The sequence below is a fragment of the Pseudoduganella sp. GW821-FHT05F09 genome, from assembly GCF_059419605.1.
The window spans coordinates 387,434-410,515 of sequence record NZ_JBWKSD010000002.1; the positions used below are offsets into that span (position 1 = coordinate 387,434).

38 protein-coding genes are annotated in these 23,082 nt (G+C 57.3%); 15 read left to right on the forward strand and 23 right to left on the reverse strand.

All coding sequences use genetic code 11. From position 1 onward, the window contains the following. Window position 1 precedes the first annotated feature (1 nt). The 7 genes from udk (AC07S4_RS06950) to AC07S4_RS06980 all read left to right on the forward strand — a co-directional run bounded on the left by udk (AC07S4_RS06950) (window position 2) and on the right by AC07S4_RS06980 (window position 3,506). Window positions 2-643 carry a uridine kinase gene (gene udk / locus AC07S4_RS06950; RefSeq protein ID WP_494985938.1) on the forward strand — a complete coding sequence of 214 codons (642 nt, stop codon included), beginning with the start codon at window positions 2-4 and terminating at the stop codon, window positions 641-643. Window positions 644-702: 59 nt separating this feature from the next. Then, complete coding sequence (udk, locus tag AC07S4_RS06955; RefSeq protein ID WP_494985939.1) at window positions 703-1,344, forward strand: uridine kinase; 642 nt, start codon at window positions 703-705, stop codon at window positions 1,342-1,344. Between the two features lie 203 nt (window positions 1,345-1,547). Beyond that, complete coding sequence (locus AC07S4_RS06960) at window positions 1,548-1,790, forward strand: hypothetical protein (protein WP_494985940.1); 243 nt, start codon at window positions 1,548-1,550, stop codon at window positions 1,788-1,790. 583 nt (window positions 1,791-2,373) lie between these two features. Continuing rightward, on the forward strand, window positions 2,374-2,631 hold the full coding sequence (xisR, locus tag AC07S4_RS06965) for an excisionase family protein (RefSeq protein ID WP_494985941.1): 258 nt from the start codon (window positions 2,374-2,376) through the stop codon (window positions 2,629-2,631). A 33-nt stretch (window positions 2,632-2,664) separates the two neighbouring features. After that, window positions 2,665-2,883 (forward strand): DUF4224 domain-containing protein, encoded by a 219-nt coding sequence (locus AC07S4_RS06970; protein ID WP_494985942.1) that lies wholly within the window; start codon window positions 2,665-2,667, stop codon window positions 2,881-2,883. A gap of 67 nt (window positions 2,884-2,950) precedes the next feature. Beyond that, a complete protein-coding gene (locus AC07S4_RS06975; protein WP_494985943.1) occupies window positions 2,951-3,190 on the forward strand; it encodes a DUF4224 domain-containing protein in 240 nt (79 codons plus the stop codon). A gap of 25 nt (window positions 3,191-3,215) precedes the next feature. Beyond that, window positions 3,216-3,506, forward strand: coding sequence for an SOS response-associated peptidase family protein (locus AC07S4_RS06980; protein ID WP_494985944.1), 291 nt, complete (start codon window positions 3,216-3,218; stop codon window positions 3,504-3,506). 9 nt (window positions 3,507-3,515) lie between these two features. Here AC07S4_RS06980 and AC07S4_RS06985 read toward each other — a convergent pair whose 3' ends face one another. Together AC07S4_RS06985 and AC07S4_RS06990 are read right to left on the reverse strand one after the other, a co-directional pair. Next, window positions 3,516-3,929, reverse strand: coding sequence for a hypothetical protein (locus AC07S4_RS06985; protein ID WP_494985945.1), 414 nt, complete (start codon window positions 3,927-3,929; stop codon window positions 3,516-3,518). A 73-nt stretch (window positions 3,930-4,002) separates the two neighbouring features. After that, window positions 4,003-4,251 carry a hypothetical protein gene (locus AC07S4_RS06990; RefSeq protein ID WP_494985946.1) on the reverse strand — a complete coding sequence of 83 codons (249 nt, stop codon included), beginning with the start codon at window positions 4,249-4,251 and terminating at the stop codon, window positions 4,003-4,005. An 18-nt stretch (window positions 4,252-4,269) separates the two neighbouring features. On the opposite strand from AC07S4_RS06990, the gene AC07S4_RS06995 reads away from it, so the two are divergent. Next, window positions 4,270-4,521, forward strand: a complete 252-nt coding sequence (locus AC07S4_RS06995) for a hypothetical protein (RefSeq protein ID WP_494985947.1) — start codon at window positions 4,270-4,272, stop codon at window positions 4,519-4,521. 153 nt (window positions 4,522-4,674) lie between these two features. Here the strand turns inward: AC07S4_RS06995 and AC07S4_RS07000 are convergent, their stop codons facing one another. The 10 genes from AC07S4_RS07000 to AC07S4_RS07045 all read right to left on the reverse strand — a co-directional run bounded on the left by AC07S4_RS07000 (window position 4,675) and on the right by AC07S4_RS07045 (window position 10,644). Then, entirely contained in the window at window positions 4,675-5,157 is a 483-nt protein-coding gene (locus tag AC07S4_RS07000; protein WP_494985948.1) for a hypothetical protein, read from the reverse strand. Window positions 5,158-5,189: 32 nt separating this feature from the next. Further along, window positions 5,190-5,723 carry a hypothetical protein gene (locus AC07S4_RS07005; protein WP_494985949.1) on the reverse strand — a complete coding sequence of 178 codons (534 nt, stop codon included), beginning with the start codon at window positions 5,721-5,723 and terminating at the stop codon, window positions 5,190-5,192. Window positions 5,724-5,795: 72 nt separating this feature from the next. Then, window positions 5,796-5,978 (reverse strand): hypothetical protein, encoded by a 183-nt coding sequence (locus AC07S4_RS07010; RefSeq protein WP_494985950.1) that lies wholly within the window; start codon window positions 5,976-5,978, stop codon window positions 5,796-5,798. Beyond that, window positions 5,975-6,247 (reverse strand): RusA family crossover junction endodeoxyribonuclease, encoded by a 273-nt coding sequence (locus AC07S4_RS07015; protein WP_494985951.1) that lies wholly within the window; start codon window positions 6,245-6,247, stop codon window positions 5,975-5,977. Before AC07S4_RS07015 ends, AC07S4_RS07010 begins: the two co-directional genes overlap by 4 nt. Before the next feature lie 144 nt (window positions 6,248-6,391). Beyond that, entirely contained in the window at window positions 6,392-8,914 is a 2,523-nt protein-coding gene (locus tag AC07S4_RS07020; RefSeq protein ID WP_494985952.1) for a M4 family metallopeptidase, read from the reverse strand. A 230-nt stretch (window positions 8,915-9,144) separates the two neighbouring features. Continuing rightward, window positions 9,145-9,492, reverse strand: a complete 348-nt coding sequence (locus AC07S4_RS07025; RefSeq protein ID WP_494985953.1) for a PDDEXK family nuclease — start codon at window positions 9,490-9,492, stop codon at window positions 9,145-9,147. A 39-nt stretch (window positions 9,493-9,531) separates the two neighbouring features. Then, a complete protein-coding gene (locus tag AC07S4_RS07030) occupies window positions 9,532-9,804 on the reverse strand; it encodes a hypothetical protein (RefSeq protein WP_494985954.1) in 273 nt (90 codons plus the stop codon). Continuing rightward, on the reverse strand, window positions 9,801-10,250 hold the full coding sequence (locus AC07S4_RS07035; protein WP_494985955.1) for a hypothetical protein: 450 nt from the start codon (window positions 10,248-10,250) through the stop codon (window positions 9,801-9,803). The genes AC07S4_RS07030 and AC07S4_RS07035 overlap by 4 nt, the downstream gene beginning before the upstream one ends. A 23-nt stretch (window positions 10,251-10,273) precedes the next feature. After that, window positions 10,274-10,426, reverse strand: a complete 153-nt coding sequence (locus tag AC07S4_RS07040) for a hypothetical protein (RefSeq protein WP_494985956.1) — start codon at window positions 10,424-10,426, stop codon at window positions 10,274-10,276. Further along, on the reverse strand, window positions 10,417-10,644 hold the full coding sequence (locus AC07S4_RS07045) for a hypothetical protein (RefSeq protein ID WP_494985957.1): 228 nt from the start codon (window positions 10,642-10,644) through the stop codon (window positions 10,417-10,419). Before AC07S4_RS07045 ends, AC07S4_RS07040 begins: the two co-directional genes overlap by 10 nt. Window positions 10,645-10,697: 53 nt before the next feature. Here AC07S4_RS07045 and AC07S4_RS07050 point away from each other — a divergent pair, with 53 nt between their 5' ends. Together AC07S4_RS07050 and AC07S4_RS07055 are read left to right on the forward strand one after the other, a co-directional pair. After that, window positions 10,698-11,042 (forward strand): hypothetical protein, encoded by a 345-nt coding sequence (locus AC07S4_RS07050; protein ID WP_494985958.1) that lies wholly within the window; start codon window positions 10,698-10,700, stop codon window positions 11,040-11,042. A 218-nt stretch (window positions 11,043-11,260) separates the two neighbouring features. Continuing rightward, window positions 11,261-11,863, forward strand: a complete 603-nt coding sequence (locus AC07S4_RS07055; protein ID WP_494985959.1) for a DUF6680 family protein — start codon at window positions 11,261-11,263, stop codon at window positions 11,861-11,863. On the opposite strand, the gene AC07S4_RS07060 is transcribed toward AC07S4_RS07055, so the two are convergent. Continuing rightward, window positions 11,860-12,204 carry a hypothetical protein gene (locus AC07S4_RS07060; protein ID WP_494985960.1) on the reverse strand — a complete coding sequence of 115 codons (345 nt, stop codon included), beginning with the start codon at window positions 12,202-12,204 and terminating at the stop codon, window positions 11,860-11,862. The genes AC07S4_RS07055 and AC07S4_RS07060 overlap by 4 nt on opposite strands. 221 nt (window positions 12,205-12,425) lie before the next feature. Here AC07S4_RS07060 and AC07S4_RS07065 point away from each other — a divergent pair, with 221 nt between their 5' ends. The 3 genes from AC07S4_RS07065 (at window position 12,426) to AC07S4_RS07075 (ending at window position 14,149) form a co-directional block, all read left to right on the forward strand. Continuing rightward, window positions 12,426-12,956: an SOS response-associated peptidase gene (locus AC07S4_RS07065; RefSeq protein WP_494985961.1), complete on the forward strand. Its 531-nt coding sequence runs from the start codon at window positions 12,426-12,428 to the stop codon at window positions 12,954-12,956. A gap of 278 nt (window positions 12,957-13,234) precedes the next feature. Further along, a complete protein-coding gene (locus AC07S4_RS07070) occupies window positions 13,235-13,873 on the forward strand; it encodes a hypothetical protein (RefSeq protein WP_494985962.1) in 639 nt (212 codons plus the stop codon). Window positions 13,874-13,876: 3 nt separating this feature from the next. Beyond that, entirely contained in the window at window positions 13,877-14,149 is a 273-nt protein-coding gene (locus tag AC07S4_RS07075; protein WP_494985963.1) for a hypothetical protein, read from the forward strand. A gap of 161 nt (window positions 14,150-14,310) precedes the next feature. On the opposite strand, the gene AC07S4_RS07080 is transcribed toward AC07S4_RS07075, so the two are convergent. From AC07S4_RS07080 to AC07S4_RS07110, 7 genes are all read right to left on the reverse strand, one after another. Then, window positions 14,311-14,436 carry a hypothetical protein gene (locus AC07S4_RS07080; RefSeq protein WP_494985964.1) on the reverse strand — a complete coding sequence of 42 codons (126 nt, stop codon included), beginning with the start codon at window positions 14,434-14,436 and terminating at the stop codon, window positions 14,311-14,313. Window positions 14,437-14,907: 471 nt separating this feature from the next. Then, window positions 14,908-15,141 (reverse strand): DUF2158 domain-containing protein, encoded by a 234-nt coding sequence (locus AC07S4_RS07085; RefSeq protein WP_494985965.1) that lies wholly within the window; start codon window positions 15,139-15,141, stop codon window positions 14,908-14,910. Between the two features lie 1,584 nt (window positions 15,142-16,725). Then, window positions 16,726-16,986: a hypothetical protein gene (locus AC07S4_RS07090; RefSeq protein WP_494985966.1), complete on the reverse strand. Its 261-nt coding sequence runs from the start codon at window positions 16,984-16,986 to the stop codon at window positions 16,726-16,728. A gap of 214 nt (window positions 16,987-17,200) precedes the next feature. Then, window positions 17,201-17,389 carry a hypothetical protein gene (locus tag AC07S4_RS07095; protein ID WP_494985967.1) on the reverse strand — a complete coding sequence of 63 codons (189 nt, stop codon included), beginning with the start codon at window positions 17,387-17,389 and terminating at the stop codon, window positions 17,201-17,203. 611 nt (window positions 17,390-18,000) lie between these two features. Continuing rightward, window positions 18,001-18,204 (reverse strand): transcriptional regulator, encoded by a 204-nt coding sequence (locus AC07S4_RS07100; RefSeq protein WP_494985968.1) that lies wholly within the window; start codon window positions 18,202-18,204, stop codon window positions 18,001-18,003. Next, window positions 18,201-18,434, reverse strand: coding sequence for a hypothetical protein (locus AC07S4_RS07105; RefSeq protein WP_494985969.1), 234 nt, complete (start codon window positions 18,432-18,434; stop codon window positions 18,201-18,203). The genes AC07S4_RS07100 and AC07S4_RS07105 overlap by 4 nt, the downstream gene beginning before the upstream one ends. Then, the gene (locus tag AC07S4_RS07110) at window positions 18,410-18,871 is read right to left on the reverse strand and encodes a hypothetical protein (protein WP_494985970.1); all 462 of its coding nucleotides are present in this window, start codon (window positions 18,869-18,871) and stop codon (window positions 18,410-18,412) included. Before AC07S4_RS07110 ends, AC07S4_RS07105 begins: the two co-directional genes overlap by 25 nt. Window positions 18,872-19,096: 225 nt before the next feature. Between AC07S4_RS07110 and AC07S4_RS07115 the strand changes: the two genes are divergently transcribed. After that, the gene (locus AC07S4_RS07115; RefSeq protein WP_494985971.1) at window positions 19,097-19,345 is read left to right on the forward strand and encodes a hypothetical protein; all 249 of its coding nucleotides are present in this window, start codon (window positions 19,097-19,099) and stop codon (window positions 19,343-19,345) included. Between the two features lie 20 nt (window positions 19,346-19,365). Here the strand turns inward: AC07S4_RS07115 and AC07S4_RS07120 are convergent, their stop codons facing one another. Beyond that, window positions 19,366-19,962, reverse strand: a complete 597-nt coding sequence (locus tag AC07S4_RS07120; RefSeq protein WP_494985972.1) for a hypothetical protein — start codon at window positions 19,960-19,962, stop codon at window positions 19,366-19,368. A gap of 217 nt (window positions 19,963-20,179) precedes the next feature. Between AC07S4_RS07120 and AC07S4_RS07125 the strand changes: the two genes are divergently transcribed. Beyond that, window positions 20,180-20,851, forward strand: a complete 672-nt coding sequence (locus tag AC07S4_RS07125; protein ID WP_494985973.1) for an SOS response-associated peptidase — start codon at window positions 20,180-20,182, stop codon at window positions 20,849-20,851. A gap of 82 nt (window positions 20,852-20,933) precedes the next feature. Here AC07S4_RS07125 and AC07S4_RS07130 read toward each other — a convergent pair whose 3' ends face one another. Continuing rightward, window positions 20,934-22,055, reverse strand: a complete 1,122-nt coding sequence (locus AC07S4_RS07130; protein ID WP_494985974.1) for a PDDEXK nuclease domain-containing protein — start codon at window positions 22,053-22,055, stop codon at window positions 20,934-20,936. Between the two features lie 116 nt (window positions 22,056-22,171). Continuing rightward, on the reverse strand, window positions 22,172-23,008 hold the full coding sequence (locus AC07S4_RS07135; protein ID WP_494985975.1) for a helix-turn-helix domain-containing protein: 837 nt from the start codon (window positions 23,006-23,008) through the stop codon (window positions 22,172-22,174). Between the last annotated feature and the right edge of the window lie 74 nt (window positions 23,009-23,082).

Genomic DNA, 23,082 nt, shown 5'->3' on the forward strand with positions numbered 1-23,082 from the left:
CATGAACAAGATTTCTTTCCAACCGTTTGTCATTGGTGTCGCCGGCGGTAGCGGCAGTGGCAAGTCGACGGTGTCCCAGCAGGTGCTGGCGTCGTTTGGCGCTGACATGGTCTCGGTCGTGATGCAGGACGACTACTACTGCGACCAGACCCATCTCACCCCTGAAGTCCGCCGCCAGCAGAACTACGACCATCCGCAGGCCTTCGACTGGCCCTTGCTGGTGCAGCACGTGCAGGCCCTGCGCAACGGCGAAGCGATCGAGATGCCGGAATACGACTTCACGGCCGACAACCGCTCCAACCGGACCATACCCGTCAAGCCTGCCCCGGTCATCGTCATCGAAGGCCTGTTCGCCCTGTATGACGCGGACTTGCGCGACATGATGTCGCTGAAGCTCTTTGTCGATACCGCGTCGGATATCCGCTTTATCCGCCGCATGCAAAGGGACATTACCGAACGCGGCCGCTCGGTGGAGAGCGTGGTTGGGCAGTATCTGGAAACGGTGCGGCCGATGCACAAGCAGTTCATCGAGCCGACCAAGCGCCACGCCGACGTCATCATTCCGCACGGCGCAAATGGCCCGGCGGTCGACATGATTACCACCAAGGTGGCGAGCGTTATCGGGCGATTGAAGCGGCCCTGAGACGCATCAAGGATCAGCCGGCCCGTGACGGGTCGGCCACGCTTCCGGTATCATTCGGCATGAATACGATTTCTTTCCAACCGTTTATTATTGGCGTCGCAGGCGGTAGCGGCAGTGGCAAGTCCACTGTGTCCCAGAAAGTGTTGGCCGCGTTTGGCGCCGACATGGTCTCAGTCGTGATGCAAGACGATTACTATTGCGATCAAACCCATCTCAGCCCTGAAGTCCGCGCCCAGAAGAATTACGACCATCCCCAGGCGTTCGAATGGCCTTTGCTGGTGCAGCATGTCCAGGCCTTGCGCAATGGCGAGGCGATCGAAATGCCCGAATACGACTTCACGCTCCACAATCGCTCGGACCGGACCATTCCGGTCAAGCCAGCTCCGGTCATCGTGATCGAAGGCCTGTTTGCGCTGTATGACGAGGACTTGCGCGACATGATGTCGCTGAAGATTTTTGTCGACACGGCCTCCGATATCCGCTTCATCCGCCGCATGCAAAGGGATATCACCGAACGCGGCCGTTCGGTGGAGAGCGTCATCAGCCAGTATCTGGAGACGGTGCGCCCGATGCACAAGCAATTCATCGAGCCGACCAAGCGCAATGCCGATGTGATCATTCCGCACGGTGCGAACGGGCCTGCGGTTGATATGATTACCACCAAGGTGGCGAGTGTTATTGGGCAGTTGCAGCAGAAGTAATATGGGAGCGCGCGCCCTCAGCGCACGCCAAACAGATTGGCAGATTCCCATCTTGCATGATTTTCAACTGGGACATTTTGTCTCGATGTATGGAAATTGCTTTTGTGTAGTATTCCTCTGGCAAATCACTCCTGCTGAAGCAGCGTTTTGAGGTAATGCTCCTCACGATGGGTAGTGTCAAATAACAGCCAGGAATACTCAAAATGGATTGGATCCCGATAGTCTTAGTTGCGTTCAAGGTGCTCGTGCTCGGCATCGGCATGTTCTTCGCCATCAAGTGGCATTACGATCAAGGGACGAAGCAGAAGGACAAGGAGATGGAGAGGCGCGCGGTGCTGCGCGCGGGCGGCAAAGTGGTCGCGGTCTTCTTGCTGTTGCTCGTGGGCTTGGGGGTCGCTACCTTTGTCCTTGGCGATATGATCGGTTTGGATTTGTCGTTCCCATGATGGACGTCGGCACATAGCGGTCAGCATCGATGCAATAGGAATACGAACGCGCGCCCTCGGCGCACGGCACTTCGCCGCAGCGGGAAGCGATCAACGCTGAACCAGCCCCAAAAAAGCCGACAATTGTCGGCTTTTTCGTTATGCGACTTCAGACACTCGGGGGAATGCTTGGTGTGGGAACTTCGATTAGCCACAGGCCTGAAATGAGGATACGATCGCGCGCCCTCGGCGCGCGGCGCTTCCCGCGCAGCGGGAAGCAAATGGGCGATTCGGTCGCGTCCCGCGACCGCGCGGCGCCCTGCAGGGCGACCGCTTTCGAATCCCCCGCGCAAGCCGCGCAGGCGGCTTGCTTCTCTTCGCCAGAATAAAAAGAGAGGGGGATTCGCCCCCCCCGATAGGCTATGAACCCATGCATGGGGGTATCCAAAGGCACATAGCTCGCTTGCGCCACAGTGCTATATTGCCTTAGCACACCCTGTACTACCCCTCTCTATCCCTGATAGTATCCCTGGACGGTGTTCGGCCATCGCAATTAGGCTGCGAGGTCCGGAAATCATGGCGCAATCAATTTCAGGAGTGGCGTATGACCAAGGCCAGCTCGGTAAGCAAAGATACACCTGAGGCCGATGCCACTCGCGATGCCGGGTACCAACGCACCCTGAAATGGGTGAAGCTGGGACGCTATGTGGAAATCAGCGGCGACAGTGTGGATGCCGTTGCCGCGCGCCGAAAGCTTGGAAAGTGGCTGGATGGGCGTGAGTGTAAGTTGGTGGACGGTCGGCTATGGATAAACCTGGAGGCGGTCGAGAAATGGGTAGAGGACTGGCCGGGGCAGCAATGACCGTCGTCAGGAGATGGGAATCCGAAAGAAGATATGAGCGATATGTTTTTGACGAAGGACCAGATTGTCGCCTTGACCGGGCGCAAGACCAAGAGCAAGCAGATTGAGGCCTTGCGCAAGATGGCCCTGCCCTTTTGGATCAATGCCCGCGATGAGCCGGTCGTGCCGCGTTCCGCCATCGAAGGCAAGAAACAGCCAGAAAGTCCGCCCGAAAAGCCTCGCTGGGAGCCAAATGTTTTCAAACAAAAATAGCTCAGTTCCGTGTGGCCCAGGCGCGCCGGACGCTCTGCCGTCATCGCCACCCAGTGAGCAGCGGTATATGCCCAAACGAAGTGAACGATACTTAAGCGATGAGGACTTGATTATCCTGACGGGCAAGAAAAACAAGAGGCTGCAGGTCGCACAGTTGCGCGAGATGGAAATCCCGTTCGCCCTCAACGCGTGCAGGAAGCCGATCGTCCCTGTCAGCTATTTTCAAGGAGGCAGTCTTGCACGCGTGAAGGCTGAAGTCGCTGAGATCGAGCAACGAACCGCGCATTTTTTGCAGAGGACGCCTTAATGCCGCATCCAGGCCACACAACTGCTTGGCAGCCCTCGCCTGCTTCGGCGAGCCGACTGAGCATGCGGCCGAGCCCGGCTTCACCATCGTCACGGCCGACGCCCAGGGCGGCATGGTCGATATCCACGACCGGCGCCCGGTGGTGTTCACTGCGGCCGACGCGGCCACCTGGCTCGATCCGGAAATCTCCGGAGAACAGGCCGCCGAGCTGGCGCGCAGCATGGCGCTGGGCCCGGACAGGTTCGCCTGGTTCATGGTCGACCGGGCGGTGGGCAATGTGCGCAACCAGGGCGCGCAGCTCGCAGACCAAATCTAATCAGGGTACCTAAACAGGCTTCACCTTGATCTTAATAGATGTCGCGCCACCTACGCCGAATCCGAGGAAACTGCCTTTCGCGTCAAAGGAAACCGATAGCTCCATTTCCGTAATCTCGAAGCCATCGCCAACCGACGTGATCAAGTCGCTTATTGCTGATTGCATGGCGGCCTTTGCTTTAGATAGGCCGCTTTTCAAATCTTTGGGCGATATCACTCGATCATCCCTAACCTTGGACGGTACATGAATTCCGCTAGCCGAGATCGCATATCCGGGCTCTGGATCCGAACTCCTGTGGTGGGAAATTCTATCCGCTGGCTTTGCTGCTGCTTTTTTCGCGACTGGCTTGGCGGCCGCTTTCGCCGCAGGTCGTTTTGCAGCCGGCTTGACTCCTGGCTTCTTTAGGGCAGCTCTTGCTGGCATTGGATTCCGATCTTTTATTTTTCGGGAGGTTAGTCAACAATAGCGCCCAAAAATGATAATGTAAAGACATCATTCAGACGCACCCCGCCACCAGCGCCACCAGCTCAGCCTCGTACTTCCGCGCCCGTAGCCAGTCACGCGCCAGCGCCATGATCTTCCGCCCGTCGCTGGCGTCGGCCTGCAGTTTGTCAAACTCGTAGGCCGGGCGCTGCGGCCGCTCAGCCACGCACGGGACGTAGACCGGTACCTCCACGGTCTGCGTAGCGAGCGGCGGCGCGCTGGCGCACCCGGCAAGCACCAGGCATATCAGCAGCATCTTCATCGCACATCCTCCAGCAGCTTGTTCACGAACGGCATTGCGTCCGCGCAGGTCGTGACGCGCGCGCCGGCCAGCTGCTGCAGCGCCGAGTCCGTAGCGCTTGCCGTCAACGGCAGCCTGCCGCTGCACGGCCAGGCCGCGCGCCAGCACTTCGGTGGCACGGTTCTACTCGCGGATGGCGGCCTCGCGGAACGGGCTGCGGAAATGAAAAAGCCCGCGATCCTTTCGGGGCGGGCTTCGATTTTTGCTCCCACGGCTATCGGTGCGTGGTGAGCGGTACTCACTACGTACGCGCGTGCAGAACCATCAAAGGCTGGGTACTACGCGAATCCCCGCTATCGGTGCCGCTTGCGCGATCATCACGAGTGCGGTGAGTGTGTTACTGAATAATACAGCGATTTCGCAAAGTATACCAACGGGGTGAAATTAATAAAACCCGGTGATGTCGTTTTCGGTTAGTGGGTCGGAGGCGCCGTGCAGAAGCTTCCGAACCTTGACCAGCAACGCGTGAACACTAGGTGCGCCTTGTTTTTTGGCGAGTGTATTAGACAACTCCGCGGCAATATCTGCCGGTAGCCACAGCGCCAGTTCAAACGACAATTTATTCAGTAAGGTCTTATCCGGCGTCGGCTTGCGAAGCCATTCCGAGAGCAACTCTCCCAACGCAGCCGCGCGAAGCCGCATGTCCTGATCATGCTCAAACTTTGCTAACAACAGACTGTTTGCGTGTTCGAGTCGAGCAATATGTTCCGCAAACTGATGCTGCAACTCGGCCAGCTTACTGTTGTATTCGAACTCTATTGACTTTTCTATGCGCTTTTCAAGCCATGGTTTGATTAGAAAGGCCGCAACTAACAGCAGGCCGCCCGTACCAAATAGCTGCAAAAACAATGTCTCGATAAAAGTCATGTCTTATTCCATGTTATTGACGTGGCGCAATTTTAACGCATGCGCGTAGCCGCCTTGGAATTGTGCACCTGCATCAATGCCTCCAACTGGCTCACCATGTCCAGCGTGCGCTCGCGCTCGAAGCCGCCGCCGTCCAGGGCGGCCTGGCCGGTGCCGCCGCAGCCGGTGCACAGCCGGCGTGCCGCAGTCTGGCCAGCGCCGCCGCACGGCTCGCACTTCCCGTCCAACCAGTGCGCCAGCGAGGCATGGGCAACGCGCCGGTACAGCGCCTGCGCCGCTTGAGCATCCCAGGCCGTGCCCTCCTTCACCCACTTCCGCGCGCGCCCCTTCTCGATCACGGCCGCCGTCCAGATGCGCAGCAGCTGCGCTAGGTTGGCGGTGCCGCTTTCGAACATCTTGCTCACGCTGCCATCGGCATATTTCACGCGCGATAGCAGCGAGCCGAGTCCGGCGCCAGTGCTGTCGGCCAGCGCCGCAGCGCACAGCGCATCCGTCAGGTGGTGGCGCTCGTCGTCCTGCAAATTGCTGGCGTTGACGGCGCTGGTATATCGTTCTGCAAATGCCATGGGTGCCCTCCTATTTCCTGTCGAACAGAATAGCAGAGCAGCCCGCCCGGACAGGGCAAACCGTTACTCTGCCTACCACCGCACCAGCTGCATCGCCTCCACCTCGGTGAAGCCCTCCTTCAGCAGCGCCAAGTACTTCACGCGCGCCACCCGCGCCATGGTCCGATGGAATTCGGCGTGCGCTGGCCAGTTATCGTTTATCTCGCGCACCAGCTGCGCGAGGGCGACCTGGCGCTTGTCGTCGTCGGCGCTCACGTCGAACCTCCGATCTCTATCCGCACCGCGCCCGGCTTGCCGCCGAACTCGCGGCGCAGCACCGCCGGATCGAACTGCGCATCGTTCACGCCCAGGGCGTCAGCCAGGCCGTCCAGCGATGGCTTCAGCGCCGCCAGTAGGTTGTCGCGGTCCCGCGCGCGGCGGTCGGGCTGCACGAAGGTGATGGTCAGTGCGATAGGCCCGGCCGCGCTACACGGCCGGCAGGCAGCCACGGCGGTGCATGCTGAAACAGATCCATGAAGATCCAAAGAACTTCGGGTTCGAGAGGTATTACGACAGACCCGCGGCATTCGCGAGAACCTAGAGGGAGGGTCAGACTGTGAGAGGCAATCCAGCCAGCAGACGGACACGGCAGGGGATAAGCCTGCCGGCCTTGAAACGTTAACAGAGTATTACGGGATATTCACAGGCTCGCATGTACCTGTGCACACGCGGAAAGCTACTGAATAAAGTCGAGCCAGATTCCTATCTTCCGAGGTGGAAGAGTTCAGATTTTGCTGAACCCGCACGTACACTGAAACCGTAGCTGCGCTAGAATTCTGATAAACAGCGGTCTTCCGGGGATTGTATGGATCTGTTTTGACAGTATGGAGCACGCCACCGACGCTATCGAGTATAGAAGTTTCCCAGTAGTCACCCCATACGCTATAGCCTTGATACCAGTTCCTCAAGGGCTTTCCAACAAAGTCGGCATTCAGCACTTTCCCGGGTGGGATATCCATCTTGTAGTAATGACTTTCCTGATCTTTTAGCGTCGATCTTACTCCGGGAACGGAAGGTGCTATAGTCTGCGCCGTCTCAATCGAAGTGTTCGTTCCACTCCCGGTCGTTGCTTGCGCCGTCAAAGGTAGCGGTACGCGCGACCAAATTGGCAACCCCGTGACGGTATAAATAATCAGGTTCGAATCATTTGCGATGCGCAAATAGGAATTCGGGTAATCCCATGTTCCTGTGCTCCACAATACCGCAGAAGGTGCAGCGAGCTCATACTTATAGAGAACCAGATTTCCGTCATTTTGCATTACCGCATAAGATTTAGGATTTACGCCGGTTCCCGACGTCCAAATAGGAACACTTGGATTCTGAAGGGCAATCTCTTCTAAAATCCCATCAGCACGCATTCGCAAATGATAGCCATTGTTACAAGATGGGATGCTCGTGGGAGAGATCATTTGGCGCCCAGGCTCAAGCAGACCACAAGTCGCGGGATTCGTCCATGGCTGGCCCACATTCACAGCTGCGAACGCGTTCCAAACTGCCTGCTCTTGCTGCGAGTAATTGCCCGAAATGTCTCGCGCCGCAGTTATCATCGCTTGACGCGCACCAACGTAATCCGTGTTAGCTGTGAAGTAATAATTCCAAGCACGGTAAAAGATACGGAATGCCATATCATTCCCTTGTGCTTGCACACCCGATCCGCCATGGGCCAAGAGATAGAACATGTGTCCCAGTACCTGGCCACCATCATGCGCAGTTTTGTATAATTGGCCAGGAGTCCAAGTCACGGGGTCAATCAAACTACGAGGCTTACCAACTTCATCACCCAGCACCCAGTTCGCGCCTGCGGCTGTGGCTGGAATCACGGACGCCCCACTTGCCAAGCCTCCACCCCGAACATAAAATTCAACCATAGTGCCCAAAATGTCTGAGGCACCCTCGTTGAGTTGCGCGGATTCGTAGCTCAGACAATTGTCGCACGTTGGCTTTGCCGTTGAGAGCATACTTCCAGCAAACGTTACCCCGTGTCCCATCTCATGCGCAACGAGATCAAGCGAGTTCATATTTTTTATACCGGCACTAGAATCCCCTATTCCAAACCTGGCATGCTTTGAATTTGGCCACCACTCCGCATTCGCACCAAATGAATCATGCACACCTGCGGTGATGGCTGTTCCATTTCCGTCAACACCGTTCCGATTTACTACATTTTTCAGAAAATCCCATGTGGCTGCCATGCCGAACGCAACATCTACTGCTGCCGTCTGTCGCGTATCATCTGTAGAACCCGGCACAAAATTCATGCCATCGCCCCAAGTATTTGTTGCATCTATCGGGATATTGGCAATTGTTTCGTTTCCATCCAAGGAGTACAGAACCACATTATTTCCGAATCTGCCTCCTAGCCCCCGCTGCATGTCTCGCAATTCATAACCTGTACCAGTTGTCGTACTGTTTGTATTAATGCTGACAGTTCCATTATACTGTGATCGCGCGCCTGTTGCCACAGCATGCGAATGTGAAATGCTGGACCACTTGCTAAGAATATCCCCAGTGGTGGCGTCAATAATGTAATTCATTGACAGCGGCTCTGAGATATTGTCCGCCGTCCCCAATTTAACATGATAAGCAATAATATTGGCTACCAGCCGCTCCTCCATCATGTCGGCGTTGACTTTTTTTTCAAATTTAAATCTATCCGCGACGCCACGTTCAGTGATGGGAAAAATAACGAGCTCCGCACTAGTTTGCAGATCAGCGTAGTTTCCTCCTAAATTATGCTCAGCGAGCAAAATAGCATTGGGAGGCGAGATGCGCGCTTCCATTTCTACGTGAGGAGATGGATTGAGCTTACGAGTATGGGGACGAAAAACTTTATCGGCATCCATGTGGGTAATCATCTGCCCACCCCATACCTTGATATTTTTATATCGTTGCTGGAAGCGAACATGGGTGGCGCCAAAATCATCTACATCACTGCTAATTTCCTCGAAGTCGCTATCGTCGTCGAGATCGAAATCCTTACGCGCGGCGCGTAGCGTGTCACGAGCACGTGAAACGTGCTGGGACTTTTCAGTCTTAATCAGTCTAATCTCGCTTTCAGCTTTACGTGCATACTGCGCCTGAACACTGGCCGATATCAAAAGCAGAGGAGAACACAACAACGCCATGGTCATATTCTTTTCCAGAAAACCCATCAACACCTCCTAAAATTTGCACGCCGCAGATTGGCGCGATCGAGCGCAAAAAAATGCGCCAGAGCAGCTTATCAAGAAATTTTTACCGAAATCTATCCAAATGTCTCATAGCAGAATACTTTTGGATTGGTATGGAACCAAAAGTCCTGAATCGCACGGTCGAGCTGACAGACTTGCAAATAACAATGGAGCGTTGTAAGGCAACGTATATGTTCTGAATATTTGTGAAATTAACGAAATATCCTCACCTTCCAGCCGCCAACGGCCTTCTTCGGCAGCACCTGGACGGCCACGAACCGCAACGGGTACAGGTCGGCAGCGATCTTGAATTTGGCCCGCGCATCGTTCGCCCAGTGCCCCTTCACCTCGAGCGCCTCCAACGCGCCATCGACCAGCTTCACCTTGAAGTCGGGCGTGTAGAACGTGTTGTCGGCCAAGCGGAACTTGAGGCCTTCGAATTTGAACCAAGCCACCTCGCCAGCGGCCCGGCGCTCCTCGAGCGTGGCGGCGTAGGCTGCCTCGGTCATATTCATCGCCCCGACCGTCAGGCGGCCGAGCGCTTGCAGTGCAGATTTCATAGATCGATTCCAGTTCAATTATTTTCGATACGGATGAGGCTAGGTAGCGGCCCGTTCGTCCGCGCGCCGTGGCGGCACCGCAGAATCGATCAGTGCCACATCGCCGCCCGCGCCCTTCCCTGCAATTCGCGCCGCTACCCATGCTTCGCGCGGCGCCAGCGGCTTCGCCACCCGGTACATCCCGCAGCGCGGCCGATCCCACTCCACCAGGTGCGGCAGCGACTCCAGGTACCCGATGCAGTTGCCCTCGCCGTCCACCGCGCGCGGCGGCAGATCCTTGAGGGTGAAGAAGCGGCAGGTGGCGCAGGTCATGCGGCCAACTGCTCGAAGTGCAGCCAGACCTTGAGGCGGATCTCATGACGCTGCCGGCGATCGGCCTGCTGGCGGCGCTCCACCTCCGCCAGGCGGCGCTCTTCCTTCGCCGCCATGCCGTCAGCGATCAGCTTCTTGACCTTTGCAAGCTGCTCGCGGGCTCGCTCATCCGGGGTTTCTGCACCGCCGGGGCCGCCCAGCAACGCTACCGGCGAGGGCGCGGCTAGCAAGCCAGCTGCCACCGCGCGGCGCTCAGCGGCGATCCGGCGCGAGCCATCCCACCCTACAGACAGGGACCACGCCGCCGGCCGCCGCATGGCGCGCGCTGCGGCGACGATGCGGATGTACGACTCATTGAAGGCCGTGCGCGCGCCCACCTCGTCGCCTAGGTTCAGGATTGGCTTGGCAAGCTGGAAGGCCTCCGCGCACTCGGCAGTCCAGACCACGCTGGCCGCCTCCTCGTGGCTGGTCAGCGCGATGGCCCAGGCTTCCTCAGCGCTGTGCCGTCCATGTTCCGGCACAGCGCGGTAATGCCGGCCGGCACCGGCGCGCGTCCATCCAGCACGTCATGGCAAGCGCTGCAGCCAAACGCGGCGGCCGTATCCGGCGTCTTCAGGCCCATGCCGCGCCCGTCGGCCAGATATGGCGAATTGCACAGCACCGCGGTGGCCGGGTCGGCGTCATGCGCGGATCTTTCGACTTCATCGCCGCCTTGCGCGCCGGCGCCGCGCGCTGGTGGGCCTGCACGGACAGCATGCCGGTGGTGGACATCGGGGTGCGGCGCTTGAATGCCGTGCGCGCCAGCGGCTTGGTGCCGGGCTTGAGGGGTGAGCGCTTCATGCTAAGATTTCCATTTAGCAAGGAGTTGCTGTATGTCCGGATACCCATACGGGATGACCGAAGCCGAAGTCAGACGAGCTGAGATCCGCAAAGAATGCGACAAAAAAGGAATGGCTTGGGCGAAAGCGCACCTCACACTAAATGCGTTAGGAATGCGTCGTGAATATGTTTCAGAATGGGTCAACGAACTGGAATTGGCTGCCGCAAAGGAATTGGAAGCGAAGCAACTAAAACTGGCGGAAGAGTCCATCGCCGCAGCAAAGGCCTCTGCCGACGCCGCCCTTGAATCTGCAAAGCAGGCGAAAGAATCCGTGAAAGCAACGCGAGTCGCCGGTGTCTTTGCGCTCATCGCTGCAATTGCAGCAATCGGCCAGGCGGTAGCGGCATTCAAAGGCTGAGCGTTCACGCCGCCCTCCGTACACACTTCACGCATACGGTGCTGCCGCCCGCGAACTGGCCAACCGAGCACTGACGGCCGGCACGCACCGGTGCAGGTGCGCATGGCGAAGTGCATCGGCGGCTTGTTGTCGGCCTGGATGGCGCGGTGCTGGCGCTCCGCGCGGGCGAGGTCGTAGAACATGGTAATATTTCCTTTTGATAACTTCAGGAGCATTTCATGGCTGCAGATGCCGTAGAACCTGCGGTAAGACTGGGAGAATGGTTTGTCGTCGTGGCAACCATCCTGGGGCCGGTGCTGGCTGTCCAGGCTCAAAAGTGGCTTGAGCGCCGCTCCGCGAAGAATGCTCTGAAGGAACAAATTTTTCGGACGCTGATGGCAACTCGCGCAGCAAAGTTGTCCCACGATCATGTTCAAGCCCTCAACATGATCGACATCGCCTACTATGGAAGCCGGTATTTCGGTTTCCGGCATCAGTCGAAGTCCGAGAAGGCAGTTAGCCGAGCCTGGCACGAGTACTTTGACGTTTTGGATAAGCCAAATCCTCCTGCTGGCGCGCCCGAGCAAGGAGCAATGCTTTTCCAGAGCCGAATTGACAAATTCAATAGCCTGCTTGCGCAAGTCGCAATTGCTCAGGGGTACGATTTTGAGTCCATTGACCTCCAAAATCGGCGATATAGCCCGGAGGCGCACAGCACAGCCGATACGGAGTGGGGCAACATTCGGACGGGGCTGGCTGGTGTCCTGAATGGAACGAAGCCAATACCGATGCACTTGGTTACTCCCGTGCCAGCGCCGGCTGAAGATGCAGGAACGCATTAATTCATCCTCTCAATCTCACACCCGCTCGCGGATATTGCCGCCGCGTGGCGGGCGCGCACCTCGGCGGCTAGCTGCTCGCAGCCCGTCGCCAACCTACCCTCATCGACCAGCCGCTGCAGCTCGTTGTTGCCGTGGTATTTGCCCAGTTCCGACAGCGGCACGTTGACGGCCAGCTCACGGTGTAGCGGATAGCCCTCCATCCACGGGCCGTATTCCGGCGCCGCGTAGATGCGCACGCTGACCAGGTCGCCGGTGATCGCCTCGATCACGCCGGGTAGCATCTGGGTGTAGCGGCGGCCGACGCCCTCGATCTCGCAGAACAGCGGCAGGCTCGTGACCATGCCAACCTTCCAGTGGGCGCGGGCTTCCTCCTTCTCCACCAGCGCCCTCGCCGCCCAGTAGGGGCATGGATCGTCTGCACAGCTTCGCAGTTTGGTGCCTGCCACAGCAGGGCCGCGCCGTCACATCGTTAGGCGCGTTGAAGTCGAAGCAGAATTGACGTGCGGACGATTCGACCAGAATGCCCTCGCGCTAAGCAATTTCGGGGGGGGGCAATGGGCTCATGAACCGCAGCCAGGCAGAGCCGTGCTGGAACGTGGCGCCGACGATGCGCCGGCCGGTGATGCATGTCGAGGGCGCGGCGCTGGTGCTGGACGACGTGCACTGGGGCTATCAGGCAGCTTGGGCGCGGGAGAAGGTGCCTGTGGCGGTGGACGCGCGGCTGGAGAAGATCACGAACCGCTACTGGGGCTCGCTGTTGAAGCGCGGCCGCTGCATCGTGCCGGCGGACGGCTGGTATGAGTGGACTGGCGAGAAGGGGCAGAAACAGCCGTGGCACATCCACCGCGCCGACCGCGCGCCGCTGTACATGGCCGCCCTTGCCTGCTTTGGCGAGCCGACCGAGCATGCGGCCGGGACCGGCTTTGCGCTGGTGACAGCAGACGCCCAAGGCGGCATGGTCGACATCCACGACCGGCGCCCGGTAGTCTTCACGCCCGCCGACGCGGCCACTTGGCTCGACCCGGAGATCTCGGGCGAGCAGACCGCCGAGTTGGCGCGGACAATGGCACTGGGGCCGGACAGCTTCGCCTAGTTCATAGTGGACCGCGCCATCGGCAACGTGCGGAATCAGGGTGCGCAACTAATAGCAGAACAGAGTCTCTCGGGTTGATACTGTGCGACGTCAAATTTCGACAAGATTAATAATTAACAAATATATTTGTGTCGAAAAAATTTACACTATGCAATATGATAGTCGAACACCCTGACCGCTAACATATTGATACTTAAGAAAATTGTGTTTTTGGCATGATTCGTGCTTGAGTTGGAGTCAAGCGAGATCCGCTCAATTGTTTGTTCACAGGGGGTGTTATGGGAAGATCTTCTACTTGGGACTCAAAGACACTCGATGCATATGCTGCGATAAGGGAGTATCGAAAAGCTGCCTCGTTGTTTTTGAGGGGCCACCCGTCGCCGGAATCAAGTAGAGAGCGTTTCGATACTGCCAAAGATGAACTGGTGAGAGCTTTGCTGACTCCAGGCGTAGCTGATCGTATTTCTAGTGTCATTGCTGCTGGCTCAACGCTTGGCGAGCCGTCAGCGTGTTTGCAGATTAATGAAATTGCAATTCGATTAGAGTTTAGTTTGGCTTCTGAATATGGGTTGCGAGAAAGTTCTGTTGCATTGGCTGTTGACACAAATTTAATACTTGAGGACGGAGTTGAGGTAATAGAATCGCCAAACAATATGATTTCCCAGTTAACCGAGTTACATAACAAGGCAATTATCGAGGTTACAGAGCAGCGCCAAAACCCTGATCGAATTGAAAAGAAGAAAAGAAAACGGAATATCGGTCAAGCTGTGACTTCCGCACTTTTTGGAACAGGGTGTTTTATAGGTAATTCGTATGCACTTCCTGGGTATCCTCATGCCGCAATTAGCTATGCAGTAGGGGCTGCAGCACTTCATCAGTCTGCTCGCGACGTAATTGGCGAAGCTCCTAAGGAGTAAAGCATGAAAAAATCAATACGCAAGATTATTCAGGAGACGGAGGCAATTCTCACCAGAGCTTGGGATTGGCCATTCGTATCTGGCTTCATTTTTGACGATGCTGACCGTGACCGTTTTAAGGGGATGAGTCAGTATTTTGCTTTTATGTTTGCTATTGCAGCAAGTGGATTATCCATTGTAGCCAGCCTGCCTATTTGGCTTAATATCACTCTATCAGTACTAGGTGTCATAATTGGACATTATTCAGCAGGAGCGCTTTTGAAATTGAAGAAGTAAGTATTTTCTGTCGTTCCTTATTCTTCTCTCGCTCACACGCACCCCACCAGCGCCGTCTCAAGCTTCAGTTCGTATGCTCGCGCCCACGCCCAGTCGCGTGCAAGCGCCACGATCTCCCCCCCCCCCCCGTCGCTGGCGTCCGCTGGCAGTTTGTCGAACTCTTAAACCGGCTGCTGCGGCCGCTTCACAACGCAGGGCACGTAGACGCCCACCTTGGCGATCTGTGTGGCAGGCGGCGGCGCGCTGGCGCAGCCGGCCAGCAGCACGGCAATCACAAGAAATTTCATCGCACATCCTCCAGCAGCTTGTTCACGAAACCGCTGCGGCAGCTTTTGCATTAGCCGCGTAACTTGAGCAGATTTTGCTGGGTCATTACACTAGCGTAGTGACGCAGCCAGCGGCGAAGGCCGGCGCTTGATAGCGACGGAGGAGACTCTCTCTGGTGCAGGGCACAGCGTCCCGGCTAGTTATTTCGCCCCGAAGCAGGTCAGACAAACGAGTGGGAACGCGGCCTACTGCAGCGCGTTATCCCCCATTCAACCACTGACACAGAGCATCGCGTTTGGCGCGGTCTCGTAGACCGTCATTTCCGGACCGCCGGAGCTCCGCATGATCTTATTGCCGAGCATGACAGAATGCAAATTGGCGCATAGACCTGTATCCGGTCGCCTACGCTGAATGTACCGAATTGCATGGTGTTTGGCCTCAAAATGAAAAACCGCCCGTAGGCGGCTTGGCGGAGAGGTGGGCGTGCGAGACTATGAGCGCACTATTTTCCCAGACGTACTTGGCGGGATATGTGGTCTCAAAACAGCTATATCGAATACGTCCTCACAGCGGTTCGACTTAACATCCATCCAAACACATTTGGCACCGTCGGTTGGCCCAACTGGCCCATAGTCCCCGAGGTCAGTTACCGACATCGGCGGCCCGCCGCTGATCAACTCGACGACCATCCCTTTCTCAATCTTCGCCATTTCGCATCTCCGCATTTACTATCGAAAATGCATTATATCCTTGCTATGATGCAAGTTACTACTTTGCTGCTCTACGTTCTCCTCGGATTGCCGCAGCGCGCCGGGTACCGCACATACAGTGAACTGGATGCCGGGTTACAGCGTCCTGGCGGCCGGTTTGGCACAAGGACAGAAGGCGGCACCCGGCTGATATTCTTGCTTCGGTTGATCGTTTGCAGCTACTTCATGCCCAAGCCCTACTTCCAGCGGCGCGGCGCCTGAGCTCGCCAGCGCGCTGCCTCACCGCTCATTCCCTTTCGGTCTGGTCCAGCCGCTTGTTCTCATCGGCCAAGATTTTGATAATTTTCATAGCGCAGCCTATTCCCGGATGAAAACTAAGTGTACGGCGCGCATTACCATTTGTCCATCACACATGAGTCGCACAGGAATACGGAGATCTGCCCCGTAAAACCGGATACATCCTATGGCTTAATTGTGTAACGATCCACTGAATTCCTGCTCCCCGTCAGAATTGAGGAAATTAACAGTGAGTACGAAGATGGCGACTTCGGCCACTCTGGGGAATGCTTGGTGTGGGGCTTCGGTTAGCCAAAGGCTTGAAATGAGGATACGAGCGCGCGCCCTCGGCGCGCGGCGCTTCCCGCGCAGCGGGAAGCAAATGGGCGATTCGGTCGCGTCCCGCGACCGCGCGGCGCCCTGCAGGGCGACCGCTTTCGAATCCCCCGCGCAAGCCGCGCAGGCGGCTTGCTTCTCTTCGCCAGAATAAAAAAAGGCCGTCCTCGCGGACGGCCTTCTTTTTTATTCTGGCGGAGAGAGGGGGATTCGAACCCCCGATAGGCTATGAACCTATCAATGGGGGGCATTCAGGGTGTACAGAGGGGCTCGCCTCCCTATGACACGTCCCCCACTCGCCCCCTCCAAATCCCCGCAAAAATACCAGCAATGATCCCAAAAATCCCAACCGGCCGGGACTATACCATGCTCTTCGCGCTAGCTGCGCACGCCGCAGCCGAAACCCGCAATCCGTTTTCCGAGCGCTTATCCAACCTCCTCGCCTACAGGAAAACTGTGGACGCGATAGCGCGATGTGCCTTAGGATTTACGTTTTCCCGACGGACGACAGACCAGCTCCGCACATCGGTTAGAGGCGGCCCCGTCAGGCTTAGGCAGTACTCGGTGCCATTGACGGACACGTCCATCTCAAGCAGGGAGCTCTTCGGTGTACAAGGCCCCAATACAGCCTCAAGTATAGTTGCTCCCGCATCAAGTAGCGAACCAGTGTCATCCAGACACACTGGATCCCCGACTCGTTTGTGGGCGAAGGTCGTGCCATTCGGATTTCCGTGCAGTGAGTCCAATCCGTCCGAAAACATTCGATTCAGCGGGCTAGCAAGAAAGGCTTGGCGCACGGCCTGGTCAAGTTGTTCGTTATTGCTCACGAGAATTCCATATGTTTTCCTTGCGGCAATATATCATTCTTTCTGGCGACTTACCAGCGATTGGCAGCTGATCTTGACCAAGCTAGAGCACAAAACTGAGCAAGGCTACGCGCATCGCTGGATCGACACGCCGCTAACGTCTTCCGTCGGATTTTCCCGACTATTTGGCTTCATTGTCTGAGGCTTTGTTCGCAAAGCTCTGCTCGCCAATTTGATTGGCCTTTGAGCGTCTAGTGGTCAGAAACAGGAGGGGTATGACTATGCACAAGCTGACCACGAAGATCTGGACATCGCTAGCAGTCATAGGACGCATTTCAGCGGTTACCAGCATCAACATCTGGTCGCCGATGCGCTTGCCTAAAATGGCTGCCACTGCGATGGCAACAGCGACGAGGACTGCTTTGGTAAAGTTGTTCATCATGGCTCCTTCTCACTTCCGTCTTGGCCCGACAAAGCGCCCGGCACTTTCAGTGTTGCTGCCCGGTCAAGCCGGGCGCGGGTACTGGTAGGGGCGAATTTTCTCACTTCGCGAATGCCGACTGGATCGCCGCGTATCCCTTATCAGCGCCAAAGCCGCCTCGTGGGCGGCCAGGGTGAAGCTGGTGTGGGTTAGCCACTTCTGCGTACTCCTCGGGTCAGATGTTCCACTTGCCGCGCAGCTGCTCGATGCGCTGGCCCTTGCGTGCACGCTCAGCAACAGCATCCGCGCCGGCAGGGATAGGCGAGCCGGCCAGCGCAGCGGTCGTCATGGTCGCGTCGTAGTTTTCGACCGCGCGCACCAAGCAAATCAATTCGCGCAGGTCTGGTTGCAGTTCATTCAGCATGCTCTGCTTCCTTATAAACCGTTTATACGGTATTTTCCGAGGTGGGAAATCGATTACGCGTCGTCCAGCATCCAGAATGCCAATCCGGCCAACCCCACTCCGATGATTGCACCTATCCAGACAACGGCTAGCGTGGGCGAAACTAGACGGTTGAGCGTCCCTGGCGAAAAAGTCGCGACGACCAAACCAGGCATGCATAGAAGCCACGTCAAAAGGAAGCACAATTTACTACGGGCCATGATGACCTCCTCTGGGTAGGCACCAATAGTGCGACAGAAATTGCAAAAAACGAGTTGAAATAATTCATAGCATATTTCTCCCTAATGCGATTCTTTAAATATAGTTTCCGTAGGCTATTTCGGTGTGCTCATCGGCACTGCCTACTTAGACACTCCGATTTCGTTCGAGTTCGCTGAGCACCTTCGACAAATCAGAACATATCTTTCCGATTCGATTTAGGGCACGATGCGCATCATCGCCAACAGGCTGCCCATTCACTAAGCAGCGGATGCAACGACGCTACTTTGTTCCACACGTTCTCGGCCCGCTTTGTAGTTAGAAGTGCGCTTCCCTATCCATCAGCATATACCCTCACTGAGGGTATTCAAGAACTATTTCGCCTCTCGCTCCAATATCTCTCCGATAAATTTCCAAGCCATGTCGGACATACCCCGCGATGATTCACTTGGCGGCAAAAGCCAGTTGTCGAGGGTTTTACGAGGCACTGCAATACGGGCTGCAAACTGGTCTCTCGTCATGCCGAGACGTTGCATGGCGTCGCGTAAAAAGTCTTGCTGGCTTGGTTTCTTCGTCATGAAAGTATTGCCGCCGCGAGTTTGCCAAACCGCACCAGGTCGGCATCCATAAGCGCCGTCGTTGCCCGCAGCACTTTCATGTCAAGCAGCACTTTCATGTCAAGCAACACTTTCATGTCAAGCAACACTTTCATGTAGTTAAGCTCCACCAGCCGCCTCTCTGTAGCTGGGCGCACAGCCAACGCGCGGGGGGCCGCCATGGCACTCACATCCTCGATGCCTGCTTGCATGTACAGTTTGCGGAATAGCTGACTAGGCTAGCCCAGGAGTAGCTTAGAACCCCTGTACCTGGGAGCCGTCGCATCAACTTGTACGGTTCACTCTCGTCGGTCAGAAACAGCAGCGCGTCAGAATCAAGCCCACGATACGCGACACTCTTGATCTTGATGCGATGGAGGCGCACCATTCGGTAAGCAAGATATTTATCGATGATGTCAATCACCTTCTCGTTTGCCCAATATATTCGGTGCTCATCGCCGGTATAGGCAATGTCCGGCGTCACTTCCGATTCGTCGCGCACAGAATCATTAGGATTGAGGTATGCATTCAACGGAAAAGGTGCCAGCTCGGTCAGCAGCATGCCAGCGCCGAAGACGCATGCCACGAGAGCGCAGCCCTCACGCGGATTCGCGCCTGACTGCAGCGCTTGCAGCAGATGATTAATCAATAGTATTCAACTCAAACTAGCATACTCTGAAATTATCACACCGAACAAGGTAGCGCCTTACTCCTCGGAAACGGACGCCCAAGCTGTCACGTCGTCCGCACATCAGTCCAAGGTCGTATTTTTACGCATAGCACAGACTGTCTATATGACTGATATCAATGCGGGGCTATATTTCGTCGCTGATTACCGCCAAAGTGCTATGTTGAGGAGGTAAGGGAGACCACTATGCCGTACCACGACCGCCGATCCAATACCGCGTGCGCCGCACTGATCACCCAAGCGCTGCACTTCCAGCGAGCATTCAGCCGCAACGCCGCAATCCTGTTCTTGTTGCGGCATGGCGTGGTCGTCAAGCTCGCCAGTGATGCCTTAACATCCCGCTACGACCGCCGCACACGTGTCCGCCGCAACGGCGCGCGCAACGCGGACGTTGGCGTGTTATCGCCATCACCCAACCTACCCGCAAATTCTTGATCACTCTCATACGCAATGATTCAATGCTGGGGAAAAGTCCTTCGCCCGGCTCTTGCATCGTCACCTTGCAACGCCTGCTCCAAATCAAATTTGCATAGCCAGCCTTGTCGTAGCAGCTCGCTGGGCGCAGATTCATTCCTGCGTTTCGATTCGAATCCTGACAGGCAGAACCTGTCCTCAGCCATCCAGTCGAGGTTGCATTCCACAAGCTGTGCCTGGCAATGGGGAGCATCCTTCTCTCCTATGTTGGCGCGGGTCGCGTAGCGCCCAAACTCGCGTTCAAATGCACTATTCATCATCAGGCGCCCCGCCGTCCCGTGCGCGAACCTGTCCGCCAACATGCGCCGCTCAAGCGCCACGCCGGCCTGGAACATGTACACGGCCTTCAGCCTATTTACGCCAAACGGCACAGCCAGTCGGCAAATCCACGACTGCGCGACACCCCTCTGCCCCGCCTCGCCCACCAAGTACTCCACGCCGCTCAGGACGAACTGCCAGTCATTGAACCAGACCATCTTGGGCGCCACCAGTTCCACGCTGGCCCTGCGTACGCCGGTCGGATACAGCCTGGCCACCTTGCCTGGCCTGCGCTGTCCCTGATCTGTGACGTCGAGCACCAGCAGCTCATGCGGCTCGGGCGTCCCCCAAAGCGGCACCGCCTGCCCTATCAGCGCGCCCCCTTCGCGGCGCCTCGCGACCCAAACCCTCATCCTGCCCTCGCAAATAACTGTATTTATATACAGTGTATCAGATGCGACAAAGGGGTTATCATCTAGCCATCAACCTACACTACCGGCCATCATGTGCGTCAATTTCCAGCCCCCCACTCCAGAAATGCTGAACGCCGTCATGGGCACGCTGATCGACCTGCATGAAGTCGAGCGCTGGAAGCCGGAAACCTGGAAAGACTATGGCGCGCCCATCATTCGCCGCGGCGCACAAAGCGAAAAACAGGGATTGCTGGCCACCTACGGCATGGTTCCAAGAAAACGCATCCCTGCCGGCGTGCGCCCCTTCGACACCATGAACGCGCGCTCCGAGACGGTGGGCCAGCTGCGCTCCTTCTCCGGCGCCTGGAAGCGCAACCAGCTTTGCCTGGTACCGATGACCGCCTTCTATGAACCGTGCTACGAGAGCGGAAAAGCGGTGCGCTGGGGCATAGGCATGGCCGACAAATCCATGTTCGCGGTCGCCGGCTTATGGCGGGAGTGGGAAGGCGAAGGAGGTTCCGAATACTCGTTCACGCAGCTGACCATCAACGCGGACGAACACGAACTAATGCGGCGCTTCCACAAGCCAGGCGACGAGAAACGCGCCTTGGTGATCGTGCCGCAAAGCGAATGGGACGACTGGCTGAACTGCGCCGACCCTGAGTATGCGCGCAGCTTCCTGCGCCATTTCCCCTCGGCGCACATGACATCGTGGGAATGCGCTGTCCCTCCGCGCGCCAAGAAAATCGACGCGTCGGCTGCGACAGACGGGAACAACCTGTCGCTCGAGTTTTAGAGCGTAACCCCGCCTGATAATGCAATTAACCTGAATCCGGATACGCCAACGATTGGCCCGACGCTGACGTCGGCAAGGCGGACTACTGGCTGCCGCCGAGGTCGCTGCGCATTTCCAGCTCCGCACGCGAGCGTGCCAGTTCCGCAGCCAACAGCGCCTCGTCGGGCAGCACCATCTGGAACTCTGCCGCAAGCACCGTGCTGGGTAACTTATCCAACGCATAGTGGGCTTCCGCAGCGCCCTTGGCGGTGCAGAGTATCAGTCCAATCGGCGGGTTTTCGCCAGGCTTCATCCAATGTTCGCTCGCGTAGTTGAGGTAAAGATGCATCTGGCCCGCGTCGGCGTAGCCGAATTTTCCGGTCTTGAGTTCGATCACGACCAAGCACTTCAGCCGCCGATGGAAGAACAGCAGATCCACCCGGAACCAGGTATCGTCTAGCCGGAGCCGGCGCTGCCGCCCCACGAATGCAAAGTCATCCCCCAGTTCGAGCAGGAAATCCGCCAGATGCTGGATTAAGGCCTCTTCCAGCTCGGACTCTGAGTATTCGTCCTTCAAATCGAGAAACTCAAGGACGAAAGGATCCTTGATGGCCTCTTCCGGCGACATCTCGCCAGAGTCGGCATGTTGCGGCCCCTCTGCCAGCATTTTCGCCTTGTTCCTCGACATGGCCACGCGCTCGTAAAACATGCTGTCGATTTGACGGCCAAGCTGGCGCACCGACCATCCACAGCGCATCGCCTCGGCCTCGTAAAACCGCCGCGCATGCTCGCTTTTCACAGTCAGCAAACGGACATAGGCCGACCAGGGCAGCAGAAAATGGGGAGTGGACCGCAAGCTATCCCCGCTGCCGGGGGCGGTGGTCACAGACACGCTTCCGGGCGCATCCTGGCCGGCCAATCGCGCAGACGCTGTCTGCGCAATTGGCCATGCCAGGTAGAAGCGCCGCATCTGCTCGATGTTGCGCATCGAGTATCCCCGTCCGAACCGGGCGGTCAGGTCCGCTGCAAGCCGGCGTATCAACGCCTCGCCATATCCCGCGCGCGCGACGCCCTGCTGTTCGAACTCGACAATGTTCTGTCCGATTGTCCAATAGGTCGCCGTCATCAGGGCATTGACATTACGCGCCGCTGCCCGCCGCGATGCCTCGACGAGCGCGACGATACGAAGATGTATCGCTGTGTAATCGGTCAAACCCATATCCATCGCGCCCTCCAATGTGGTGCTGGCTTCCTGACCGGAATGGTGACCGCCTGTCCGTGTACGGCGCCGCTTCGCCGCCAAGGCTGCCGAAGGAAGGCTGCAGATCAGTTGGGTGTGCGCTACAACCCAACCGCCCGAAGCAATTCGGCCGCCAGAGCGGCCAGCCTGATCGGCTGTTCCCGCCAGCGAATATCCAACTGCTGAACCAGTCGCAGCAGAACCGCTTCGTCCGCCGATTCCCCGTCAACCGGTTCCGATATCACGAAGATAGGCACCAGAGGATCGACCAGCAGACGCAGACGCCGGATCATTGCCTCGGCAGCATGACCACCGCGCGTCCACTGGACGACGTAACAGTTAAATGGCGTCGCAACCAGTTCTCGCTCCCGCACAGGCGACAGGGAAAAGGTTTTAACTGCGACACCGCTACCGTCCAACGCACGACAGAAGCCATCGTTCAAGTCAGATCCAGCACCGACAATGGCAACTGACGTTTGGACCGCAGGCGCGACCAGGAGTTCCAGCCTGCTGACGCTATGGCGCACGGCATCCTGCGGGCAGCGGTGCGCTTCCACTACCCGCCATCCGGCAGCCACCTCGATAGCCACTAAGCCGTCCGCGCCGCCCGCGAGAACCCGCCGCCCCACCCATACCCGGCAACGGTACCCCCCCGCCCCGCGACCAGGGACAAACAGTCCCTCATGCCCCCCTCCAAGGGATTGGCTATTGGCATGCCGGTCCCTGCCGCCCAACGTGATAGAGGTGAGCGTCTCACCGAAATGCTCAGCAACTAATGCGAGCTGACCCACCGTCCATTCCACATCGCCATTCAGCTTCCGGTGCGCTTGCGAATAGCACAAACCCAAAATCTGCGCCACCACCCTGCTCTGCTGCCGAGGGGCGACACCGTTCGAGCGCAGCAGTTCTCTCACGGCAGCGCTGATGGAACGAAACACGCTCGGTTGTCCGTTTGCTCGCATAATGCGTCGACGATATTCAGGAAGTAGGTGGGCAAACGCAGCAACTGGCT